This window comes from Halorubrum sp. ASP1 (assembly GCF_005435135.1).
Lineage (GTDB): Archaea > Halobacteriota > Halobacteria > Halobacteriales > Haloferacaceae > Halorubrum > Halorubrum tropicale.
The window spans coordinates 17107-26965 of record NZ_SGUA01000011.1 but is presented as its reverse complement, the minus strand read 5'-3'; the positions used below and the strand labels follow the sequence as shown (position 1 = coordinate 26965).

The 9859-nt window shown below is 72.0% G+C and carries 10 protein-coding genes and 1 tRNA gene; 4 read left to right on the top strand and 7 right to left on the bottom strand.

Annotation, left to right across the window (positions count from 1 at the left end):
• Positions 1-3: 3 nt before the first annotated feature.
• Positions 4-1149 carry a 60S ribosomal export protein NMD3 gene (locus tag EXE48_RS14800; RefSeq protein WP_121600169.1) on the top strand — a complete coding sequence of 382 codons (1146 nt, stop codon included), beginning with the start codon at positions 4-6 and terminating at the stop codon, positions 1147-1149.
• Between the two features lie 102 nt (positions 1150-1251).
• Here EXE48_RS14800 and EXE48_RS14795 read toward each other — a convergent pair whose 3' ends face one another.
• Both EXE48_RS14795 and EXE48_RS14790 read right to left on the bottom strand, forming a co-directional pair.
• A complete protein-coding gene (locus tag EXE48_RS14795) occupies positions 1252-1443 on the bottom strand; it encodes a DUF7317 family protein (protein ID WP_017344020.1) in 192 nt (63 codons plus the stop codon).
• A gap of 325 nt (positions 1444-1768) precedes the next feature.
• Positions 1769-3664, bottom strand: a complete 1896-nt coding sequence (locus tag EXE48_RS14790) for a helicase C-terminal domain-containing protein (protein WP_121600168.1) — start codon at positions 3662-3664, stop codon at positions 1769-1771.
• A gap of 96 nt (positions 3665-3760) precedes the next feature.
• On the opposite strand from EXE48_RS14790, the gene EXE48_RS14785 reads away from it, so the two are divergent.
• Complete coding sequence (locus EXE48_RS14785; RefSeq protein WP_137705423.1) at positions 3761-3991, top strand: hypothetical protein; 231 nt, start codon at positions 3761-3763, stop codon at positions 3989-3991.
• 28 nt (positions 3992-4019) lie between these two features.
• Here the strand turns inward: EXE48_RS14785 and EXE48_RS14780 are convergent, their stop codons facing one another.
• The 3 genes from EXE48_RS14780 to EXE48_RS14770 form a co-directional block, all read right to left on the bottom strand.
• Positions 4020-4484, bottom strand: coding sequence for a DUF302 domain-containing protein (locus tag EXE48_RS14780; RefSeq protein ID WP_053770711.1), 465 nt, complete (start codon positions 4482-4484; stop codon positions 4020-4022).
• Between the two features lie 182 nt (positions 4485-4666).
• Positions 4667-4741 (bottom strand) — tRNA-Glu (locus tag EXE48_RS14775).
• 94 nt (positions 4742-4835) lie between these two features.
• A complete protein-coding gene (locus tag EXE48_RS14770) occupies positions 4836-5912 on the bottom strand; it encodes a M28 family peptidase (protein ID WP_053770710.1) in 1077 nt (358 codons plus the stop codon).
• A gap of 99 nt (positions 5913-6011) precedes the next feature.
• On the opposite strand from EXE48_RS14770, the gene EXE48_RS14765 reads away from it, so the two are divergent.
• Positions 6012-7112 (top strand): Rv3195/Rv3626c family protein, encoded by a 1101-nt coding sequence (locus tag EXE48_RS14765; RefSeq protein WP_053770709.1) that lies wholly within the window; start codon positions 6012-6014, stop codon positions 7110-7112.
• 13 nt (positions 7113-7125) lie between these two features.
• Here EXE48_RS14765 and EXE48_RS14760 read toward each other — a convergent pair whose 3' ends face one another.
• Positions 7126-7533, bottom strand: a complete 408-nt coding sequence (locus EXE48_RS14760) for an SHOCT domain-containing protein (protein WP_053770708.1) — start codon at positions 7531-7533, stop codon at positions 7126-7128.
• Between the two features lie 104 nt (positions 7534-7637).
• Here EXE48_RS14760 and EXE48_RS14755 point away from each other — a divergent pair, with 104 nt between their 5' ends.
• Positions 7638-8294, top strand: coding sequence for a non-canonical purine NTP pyrophosphatase (locus tag EXE48_RS14755; RefSeq protein WP_053770707.1), 657 nt, complete (start codon positions 7638-7640; stop codon positions 8292-8294).
• Between the two features lie 27 nt (positions 8295-8321).
• Here EXE48_RS14755 and EXE48_RS14750 read toward each other — a convergent pair whose 3' ends face one another.
• Positions 8322-9662, bottom strand: coding sequence for an aminotransferase class III-fold pyridoxal phosphate-dependent enzyme (locus EXE48_RS14750; RefSeq protein WP_053770706.1), 1341 nt, complete (start codon positions 9660-9662; stop codon positions 8322-8324).
• Positions 9663-9859 lie beyond the last annotated feature (197 nt).

The window sequence follows — 9859 nt, the reverse complement described above, 5'->3', positions numbered from 1 at the left end:
CCAATGAGCGAGTCGCGGGAGTTCTGTCCGCGCTGCGGCGACCCGGTCCCCGAGCGGCGCGACCCCCTTCCGGGCGAGCCGCGCGGGCGAGACGCCCTGCTGTGCGACGACTGCTACTTCGAGGACTTCGACCTGGTCGACGCGCCCGACCGGATCGAGGTGCTGGTCTGTTCCGGCTGCGGCGCCGTCAGGCGCGGCGAGTCGTGGCGCGACGTGGGGGCGCGCGACTACACCGACGTCGCCGTCGACGAGGTGGCCGAGTCCCTCGGAGTCCACGTCGACGCGGAAGACGTGGAGTGGGGCGTGGAGCCGGAGCAGGTCGACGAGAACACCGTCCGGATGCACTGCCGCTTCTCCGGCGTGGTGCGCGGCACCCTGCGCTCCGCGGAGGTGACCGTCCCGGTGAAGATCTCGCGGGGGACCTGCGACCGCTGCGGGCGCATCGCCGGCGGCTACTACGCCGGGATCGTCCAGGTCCGCGCCGACGAGCGCGACCTCACGCCCGCCGAGCGCGCGGAGGCGCTGGACATCGCCGAGCGGTACGTCGCCGACCAGGAGGCCGACGGCGACCGGGAGGCGTTCATCACCGAGGTGACGGAGACCGACGACGGGCCGGACATCAAGCTCTCGTCGAACCGCCTCGCGCAGAACGTGGCGACGCGGATCACGGAGTCGCTCGGGGGGAGCTTCGAGTCGTACCCGACGCTCGTCACCGAGGACGGCGACGGCAACGAGGTGTACCGCGTCACGTTCGCGGTCCGGCTCCCGAGGTACGCCGAAGGCGAGATCGTCGACCCCGAGGACGGGGACGGCCCGGTCCTCGTCACGGGCGTCTCCGGCCGCCTCCAGGGGGTCCGGCTCGCCACGGGCGCGGAGTACACCTCGGCGTTCGCGGACGGCGACGCCCCCGATGCGACCCGGCTCGGCACCCGCGACGACGCGGCGGAGACGACGGTCGTGACCGTCGAGGACGAGAACGCGATCCAGGTGCTCGACCCCGTCACCTACGAGGCGAAGACGGTGCCGAACCCGGCGTTCGTCGACGACGGCGCCGAGTCGGTCCTCGCCTTCGAACACGGCGGCGACGTTCACCTCGTGCCGGACGAGGACGCGGAGCGGTCGGCGGAGTCGGTCTCGAACCGGGAGTAGGGGAGCCTCGCGGCTCGCTGGTCAGCGAGAACTGATCGTTCGTAGGACGAGTCGGAGCGCCGGCGCGGCGCGCCGCCCTCGCGGGCGGCGACGCAGCACCGTTCAGTCGGCGCGAGCGGGCTGTTCGCGACCGAGCGCCGCGGCGCGCTCGGACTCGGTTACCTCGATGCCGCGGCGTTCGAGTTGCTCGATGAATTCGGCCTCGCTGAGCCCTGCCTGTGCGGCCGCCTGCGACAGCGTCAGGGTTCGCGCACCGTACAGCGTCAGCGCACTCGACAGCCCGTTCGTGGCCATACACCCAGTAGTCGGGTGAGGGATTATGAAGGTTACTACTTCATTGAGGGACCTGATACACCTTATACGATATATATTAACGAGTGATCGGCTCGGGGTGGTAATATGACTCGCACCCGGCCGCCCGTCGCCCGCAGGAGTTATACGGCTCTGCAGTTGACACGGCGACATGGACAGACAACAGCTCATGGCGCTGTTCTTCGCGTTTCTCATGGTGAGCTCCATGGTGGCGTACGGCGTCTCGCTACTGTAACCGGCGCGTGGCGCACGCCGCCGGTCCCCGCTCTTGCGCCGATCGCCCACCGCGCCTCGGCGGCGGTCCCCGTCAGCCGTCGCCCCACACGTCCGACAGCGGGTGGTTCTCCCGCCGCTCGGCGTCCTGCTCGGACCGGGTCCGAACGGGGTCGTCGCCGCCGTCGCCGGTCGCGTCGCCGCCGTCGCGCCCTCGACCTGAGCCGTCCCGAGACGAGCGACCGCCGGGTGTACCGGCCGACCCGCCCGCACGGCGGCTCTTCCGGCGACCCGCTCCCGCGCCGCTCGACGGCGACGCGTCGACGCCGGCCAGCGCGGCCTCGGGGTCGAACGCGGGCAGCGAGGGGGTCGTCATCGCGTCGACCTGGTCGCGGAACCAGTCGGGGGTGTCCGCCGCCGCGCGCTCGAAGAGGTCGAGCAGCGAGTCGTCGGCGAGGTAGGTCGCGCCGCGGTCGTCCGGGGCGCGGACGACCCGCCCGCACGCCTGGATGACGGTGCGCAGCGCGGTCCGGTGGTACCACGCCCACTGCCCGTCCGCCAGCCGGCGGGCGACCCGCGAGTCGTTCGTGTTCCGGTACGGCGCCTTACAGACTACCTGCCAGCGACAGAGGTCGCCTTTCAGGTCCAGCGCCTCCTCCATCTTCACGGAGACGAACACCTCCGGGTCCGGGCTGGCCTTCCACGCCTCCAGCTCCGCGTCGCGGTTCGACCGGTCGTGGCGCCTGACGCGCGCGGCGACGCCGAACTCGCCGAGCCGCTCGGTGATCCGCTCCGCGATGTCGTACGAGTGCGCGTGGATCAGCCCCTTCTCGTCGGGGTGTTCCGCCATCAGCCGGACGATCAGGCGGGCGATCTTCGGGGTCGTCTCGTCGCGGTGCTCGTAGGTCATCGACCCCTGCGTCACGTCGTACAGCGGGCGGTTCGCGAGCGGGAACGTGTGCTCGACATCAACGAGTGCGACGTCGGCGGGGTCGAGCCCGACCCCGCGGCAGAACGCCTCCTTCGAGAGGATGGTCGCCGACAGCAGCGCGAACCGGTTGCCCCGGTCCCACACCGTGTGTCTGAGGTACCGCGCGGGGTCGAGCGGCTTGATCTCCATCGCCGACCCCTCGCCGCCCGGCTGGTCGACGACCCACGAGGTGGGGGACTGCGGGTCGCGGTAGTCCTCCAGGAACCAGCCGAGCTCGCCGATGAGCTCCTGGAGCCGGTCGCGCCGGGCGACCTCCTCCCGGTCGAGCTCGGGCCGCCCCACCAGCTCGTCTTTCGCGCGGATCGCCACGTCGCGGAGCGCCTCGACGAACCGCGCGGTGCGGTCGACGGCGTCCTCCTCGGGGCCGGCGTCGGCCGCGACGTCCGGGACGCCCACGTCGTCCCACACCGGGACGCGCTCGGGCGAGATATCGATGGTCGCGTACATCTCGGCCCACTCGGCGAGCCCGTGCGCCTCGTCGATGACGACGGCGTCGCGCTTGCGGAACACCTCGGAGCCGGCAGTGCGCATGAAGTACGCGAGCGTCATCGCGGCGAAGCGGTTGCCGGAGGCGATGGCGCGGTCGGAGAAGTACGGGCAGCGGTGCCGGATCGAGCAGTCGAACCCCTGTTGGCGCGCGCAGGGCGCGCGGTTCACCGGCGTGTCGTGCTCGCCGGGCAGCACGCAGTCGTAGTTCGACTTGCCGCGGATCACGGCCAGGTCGTCGAGGAGGTCGTCGGCCTCGACGTCGTCGATCTGCGACACCTGCGGGGTCGTGTAGTAGGCGCCCGTCGCCTCGCTTGGGGCCGCCTCGCCCGCCGTCTCGGCCGCGCCCATGATGGCGCGGGCGAGCAGCGACTTGCCGCTGCCGGTCGGCGCGCGCACCAAGACGACCCGGTTGCCGGCCGCGAACGCGTCGCGGATGTCGGCGAGGGCCCGCTCCTGCGCGCCGCGGAAGCTCGGCGCGGGGAACTCGGCGGGGATCCGGCTCGGGTCCACACGACGCCCTCGCGCGCTGTCGGAATTAAACCCTCGCTTGGCGGTCGGCTGGGGGCGACACCTATTGGTAGTCCGGGGCGAAAGGGAGAAGCGACGATGAGCGACGACGGGATCCTCGGGTCGCTGTCCGCAGTCGGCCTGTTGAGCCTCTGCTGTATCGGGTTCGGCGGACTGGCGGGCGGGGCGGCGGTGGTCGGCGGCTCCGCCTCGGCGAGCGCGTTCGCGACCGGCGCGACGAGCGCGCGCGGCGCGCTGATCTCCGGCGCCGTCACGTTCGGGACGGTCCTCGTCGCCGCCGCGGTGATCCGCTGGCGGCTGAACCGCTGAAGCGGCGCGCTCGCGTCGACCGCGGCGCTCACTCCCGGCCGTGCGTCTCGATGTGCTCCCAGACGACCGCCATCAGCTCGCCGGTCTTCGCCACGAGGTCCTCGACGGCGTCCTCGTCGACCCCGGTGGCCGACGCGCAACCGAGGTCGCGGATCGCCTTCGTCGCCGACACGTGATGGACGTGAACGCGGTCGTCACCGGCGCGCTCGTAGACGACGGTGGTACACGGGAGCATGCCGGCGAGCGTCGGGTCGATTCGCAGCGCGTCGTACGCGATCTCGGGGTGACAGACGACGATCAGTGCCGTCCGCCCGACGTCGTCGTGACCGAGCATCCCCTCGATCATCTCGTCGAGCCGCGTGACGCGCACCGTCTCGAAGTCCGCGAGCTCGTGTTCGAGCTGGACGAACGGCACCGCGTCGTCGAAGGGGAGGTCGACGGTCGTGTGGAGCGCGTCGGCGGCGGTCGGCGCGGGGCGTGCGGCGTCGCTCATGGCAACGCCTCGCACGCCAGCGTGTAAAACCCGTCTCGCCGTTCAACACCTGCCGCTACCTCGAACGGACAGCAGTCGAGCCGCGGAGCGGCGGCGCTGTGGTGAGTAGAGAGCGAAGCCGCGGACCGACGGGGACGCCGCTACGGAGCCGGTCCGGGCGGCGAGAAGGCGACGAAGTGAGATGCTCCGGCTGGGATTTGAACCCAGGTCCTTGCCGTGAGAGGGCAAGATGATTGGCCGGACTACACCACCAGAGCGCGTCCGTTCGACGCAATCAACGGTAGGTGAGCGGATTGTAAAACAGTTCCGTTTCGACCACGCCGTGCCCCGGTTTGTCGTGGCAGATCTCGCTCAGACGTCGACGGCGAACGGCTCCGGCCCGGCCGCGTGATCGCCCGCTGCGGCCCCGATCGCGGCGAGGAGGTCGGCGACCTCGTCCAAGTCGCCGGTGTCGATCACCTCGACCGGCGTGTGCATGTACCGGTTCGGGATCGAGACGTTGAGCGCCGGGGTGCCGCCGCGGACCGTGTAGAACGCGTCCGCGTCGGTGCCGGTGCGGGTGCCGGCCGCCTGTAGCTGCACGTCGACGCCGGCGTCGGCGGCCGCCTCGCGGGCGAGGTCCACGAGGACCGGGTGGTTCGCGCTGCCGCGACCGATCACCGGGCCAGCGCCGAGTTCGACCGGGCCGCGGTGCTCGCGGTCGATGTCCGGGTTGTCGGTGGCGTGTGTGACGTCGACCGCGACGAAGGCGTCGACGGCGTCGAGGTCGACCCCGACCATCCGCGCGCCTTGGAGCCCGACCTCCTCCTGGACCGTCGAGACGGCGTAGACCGTGGCGTCGACGTCGCGGTCGGCGGCGCGTCGCAGCCCCTCCGCGGCCGCCCACGCGCCGGCGCGGTTGTCGACCCCGCGGGCGGCGATCCGGTCGCCGACGAGGTCGCGACGGCCCGTCGAGAACGTGACGGGGTCGCCGACCTCGACGTGTTCGCGCGCCTCGGCGGCGTCCTCGGCGCCGACGTCGACGAACTGGCCCGCGACGTCCTCGTGCTCGTCGTCCGCCTGGTCCCGCAGGTGGATCGCGGTCTGTCCGACGACGCCCTGGACCGGCTCGTCGGCGTGGACCGTGACGTGCTGGCCCTTCGAGACGGTGCGGTCGGAGCCGCCGATCCGCCCGATCCGGAGGAAGCCGTCGTCGAGCACGTCGCGGACGATGAACCCGATCTCGTCGGCGTGACCGGTGACCGCGACCGTCGGCGCGTCGGGGTCGCCCTCGTGGACCGCGACGGCGTTGCCGTAGGCGTCGGTTTCGACCCGGTCCGCGAACTCGCGGACGTAGTCGGTCCACACCCGCTGGGCGGCCGTCTCGAAGCCCGAGGGGCTCGGCGTCGCGAGGAGGTCGTCGAGGAACGCTCTGCGCGCGTCGTCCATGCCGATGGCTGTGGGGCGGCCGGCAAGAACACGTCGGTGTCGGATCCGGCCGGGACCGGTCGACACAAGCGCTTTGAGGCGCCCGCCCGTCCGATCCGTATGGACATCCTCCGAAGCGTCCGGACCGTCGCCGAGGCCGAGGGGCCGGGCGTCGTCGACTGGGACCGGGCCGCGGCGGCCGCGAAGGACGCCACCGACCCCGGATCGGTCGCGCTCTCCGACGCGGAGCGCGCGGGGTACGCCGGCGACGTGCGCGACGCCCGCTCGCGGCTGGCCGCGGTCGCCGGGATCGAGTTCGACGTGCCCGACACCGTCGAGGTACAGAACCGCCACCACTGGATCGACGCGAGCGTCGACACCTTCCGGCGCGTGATGGACCCGATCGAGGCGGCCGCGGCGGGCGACGCGGGCGGTCGGATCGGCGCGGACCCGGGCGGCGACGCCGGCACCGACTCGCTGGACGTGATCGCCGACGCCTCGTCGGGCCCTGTGGGGCCCGCGCCCGGTGCCGGGTTCGCCCGGGACCTCTCGCGGGTCGCAAACACGGGGTCGATGGCGTTCGCCCTAGGCTTCCTCGCGCGCAACGTCCTCGGCCAGTACGATCCCCTCCTGCTCGCCGACGAGCCGGACGCCGAGCACGGGCTCTACTTCGTCCACCCGAACATCGTCGCGGTCGCGAGCGCGCTCGACGTGGCGTACCCGCGGTTCCGCCGCTGGATCGCGTTCCACGAGGTGACCCACGCCGCCGAGTTCGGCGCGGCGCCGTGGCTCCCGGAGTACCTCGAATCGCGCGTCGAGCGCGGGGTGGAGGGCATGGTCGGCGGCGCGGGCGGCGTCGAGGGGATGACTGGCCGCGGGCTCGACCCCGACGCGTTCGCGGAGCTCCAGGCCGCGATGACCGCGGTCGAGGGGTACGCCGAGGTACTGATGGACCGCGCGTTCGACGGCGAGTACGCGGACCTCCGGCGGAAGCTGGACGAGCGCCGCGGCGGCGGCGGGCCCGTGCGGCGGCTCGCGCAGCGCCTGCTCGGACTGGGGCTCAAGCGCCGGCAGTACGAGCGCGGCGCCGCCTTCTTCCGGCACGTCGCCGACGAGCGCGGCATCGAGGCCGCGGGCGCGGTGTGGGAGCGCGCCGAGAACCTGCCGACCGGGGCGGAGATCGACGACCCCGAGGCGTGGCTCGTCCGCGTCGACCCCTGAGCCCCGCGCCGACTCACTCCAGTTCTACGTCGCGCTCCCGGTGCCGGTCGCCGCGGTCGGACTCGACCCGGTCGAGCCGCTCGTCGAGGTCCTCGGTCGCGAGCAGCCGGTCGAGCCGGCGCTCGAACTCCGCCTCGTCGATCTCGCCGCTCGCATAGCGGTCGCGCAGCGCGGCCACCGGCCGCTCGGCCGTCGCGTCGCCCGCGGCCGACGCGTCGGGCTCGTCGGCCGCGACGAGCGGGAAGTCCTCGCCCAGCACCAGCACCAGCGGGATCAGGATGAAGAACCCGGTGATGAAGAGGGCGGGTCCGAGCCCGACCAACTGGCCCGGGAAGAGCACGGCGGAAAGCGAGGTGAGACCGAACGACAGGATCGCGATGAGCCCGATGAGTCGTTTCTTCTCGAAGGTGGGGAGGGCCATACGCGAGTGCTGTCGTCGCCCCGAGAAAAACGTACTGCCGGCGGCGGCCGGGGCGACCGCCCGCGACCGACGCCTATTCCTCGCGGGCGCGCCCACGGCGATCCGTGCTCAGGTACGTGACGACGAACCCGGGGAAGGTGCGCGAGGCGGAGCGGTACCTCCCGGACGGCTCGGTGGAGCGGCTCGACTTCGACTACGCGGAGGTCCAGGCCGACGAGCTCGGCCCCATCGCGGCGCGGGGCGCGCGCGAGGCGTACCGCCACGCGGACGCGCCGGTCCTCGTCGACGACGCGGGGCTGTTCGTCGAGGGCCTCGACGGCTTCCCGGGCCCGTACTCCTCGTACGTCGAGGAGACGCTCGGGATCGAGCGCGTCCACGACATCGCCGCCGACCTCGACGACCGCCGCGCCGCCTTCCGCTGCGTCCTCGGCTACTGCGACGGCGAGGGGTTCGCCGCGAGCCCCGACCCGGTGGACCGGGGCGACCGCGACGCGGCCGCCGCGGCGGGGCCGGACGAAGAGGGTGAGGGCGGCGGAAGCGACGGCGACGCGGGGGCGGCCGACCCGCTCCCGGTCAAGCTGTTCGAGGGGTACGTGCCGGGCCGGATCGTCGCGCCGCGGGGCGACGGGGGCTTCGGCTACGACCCGATCTTCGAACACGACGGGGAGACGTTCGCTGAGATGGACACCGACCGGAAGAACGCGGTGTCGCACCGCGGCCGGGCCTTAGAGAAGTTCGCGGAGTGGTACGCGGACCGGTAGGTCGGTCGTTCCGGGGCGATCGCGCCCTCAGACCGCGGCCGCGATCGCGTCCGTGAGGAGGTCGGCGCCGAGGTCTATCTCGCGTTCGGTGACGTCGAGCGGCGGGAGGATCCGGAGGACCTTGTGGCCGCACGCGAGCGTGAGGAGGCCGCGAGCGAACGCCTCGTCGACGACCGCGTCCCGCCGCTCCTTCGTGTCGAACTCGACGGCGAGCAGCAGCCCCTTCCCGCGCACGTCCTCGACGGGGTCGAGGGCGGCGTCGCGCATCGTCTCCGTGAACTGCCGGCCGCGAGCGACGGCGTTGTCCATGAGGTCGGCCTCCTCGATGGCGTCGAGGGTGAGCGCGCCCTGCGCCGCGGCGATCACGTCGCCGGCGCCCCACGTCGAGGAGAGCCGGCCGGTCTCCTCGGGGAACACGTCGCTCCGCGAGACGGTCGCGCCCACCCGAAGCCCCTTCGCGCTCGTGATCACGTCCGGCTCGTACGCGTAGTGGTCCGAGCCCCACATCTCGCCGGTGCGCCCGACGCCGGTCTGGATCTCGTCGGCGATCACCGTGATGTCGTGCTCGTCGGCGAGCGCCGCGATCTCGTCGGTGAACGCCTCGGAGGGGAACCGGTAGCCCCCTTCGCCCTGGATCGGCTCCATGATCAGGTACGCCACGTCGTCCGGGTGGACGTTCCCCCGCTTCGGGTCGAGCTTCCGCCGGAGCCGGGAGACGCCGTCGGCGAAGAAGCCGCACGAGCAGGTCTCGGGCGAGCAGGTCCGGTCCTCGCAGAACGGGACCTCCGTGATGCCGCTGACCTCCGGGAAGTCGCGGCGGTACACGGACTTCGAGCGGTTGAGCGAGAGCGCACCGAGCGTCCGGCCGTGGAACGCCCCGTCGAAGGTGATCGCGTACTTCGCGCCGTCGGAGGCGTCGTAGGCGATCTTGATGGCGTTCTCGACCGCCTCCGCGCCGGAGTTCGAGAGGAAGACGGTGTCCATGTCGTAGTGGCTCGTCAGGTCGGTGAGCCGGTCCATGAGCCCCGACGAGCCGGGTATCCCGTCCCCGGGCGCGGGGCCGCCGGCGGCGTAGAAGTCCTGGCCGGCGATCTTCAGGGGGTCCACGAGGTCGAACTCCGCGAGCCGGTCCATGATCAGCGGGTTGTTGTAGCCGAGCGGCGCGGCGGCGACGTGGCTGGTGAAGTCCATGAGGACGTTGCCGTCGACGTCGGTACAGAACGGGCCCTCGGCGGGGGCGGTGCGGTCCCAGACGAACTCGTAGACGTAGGTGCTCGGCGCTGCCGACTCGTGGTGGTAGTCGACCCACTCGCGAGCGCGCTCGCCGGGGAGGTCCGAGACGGCGGGCGTGACGGTGTCGCGATCCATGCGTCGGGGTGGCACGCGGACGAAATAAATCCGGGGCGATCGCGAAAACGTTGGAGAAATATCCAACCGAACGCGTCGCACCTTACCGACCGTCCGGCAACGGGCCCGTTCGCCGGGGCGGTCCGCCGTCCGAAAGCGGTTGTTAATTACCCCCAAAATTCGTTGGATTTTTATAGAATCGCCGCCCTACTAGTAAC

What these genes read in the sequence shown, in the direction of transcription:
- EXE48_RS14800 (WP_121600169.1), top strand. Translation starts at nt 4, where the DNA reads ATGAGCGAGTCGCGGGAGTTCTGTCCGCGCTGCGGCGACCCGGTCCCC.
- EXE48_RS14795 (WP_017344020.1), bottom strand. Translation starts at nt 1,443, where the DNA reads ATGGCCACGAACGGGCTGTCGAGTGCGCTGACGCTGTACGGTGCGCGA.
- EXE48_RS14785 (WP_137705423.1), top strand. Translation starts at nt 3,761, where the DNA reads ATGAGCGACGACGGGATCCTCGGGTCGCTGTCCGCAGTCGGCCTGTTG.
- EXE48_RS14780 (WP_053770711.1), bottom strand. Translation starts at nt 4,484, where the DNA reads ATGAGCGACGCCGCACGCCCCGCGCCGACCGCCGCCGACGCGCTCCAC.
- EXE48_RS14770 (WP_053770710.1), bottom strand. Translation starts at nt 5,912, where the DNA reads ATGGACGACGCGCGCAGAGCGTTCCTCGACGACCTCCTCGCGACGCCG.
- EXE48_RS14765 (WP_053770709.1), top strand. Translation starts at nt 6,012, where the DNA reads ATGGACATCCTCCGAAGCGTCCGGACCGTCGCCGAGGCCGAGGGGCCG.
- EXE48_RS14760 (WP_053770708.1), bottom strand. Translation starts at nt 7,533, where the DNA reads ATGGCCCTCCCCACCTTCGAGAAGAAACGACTCATCGGGCTCATCGCG.
- EXE48_RS14750 (WP_053770706.1), bottom strand. Translation starts at nt 9,662, where the DNA reads ATGGATCGCGACACCGTCACGCCCGCCGTCTCGGACCTCCCCGGCGAG.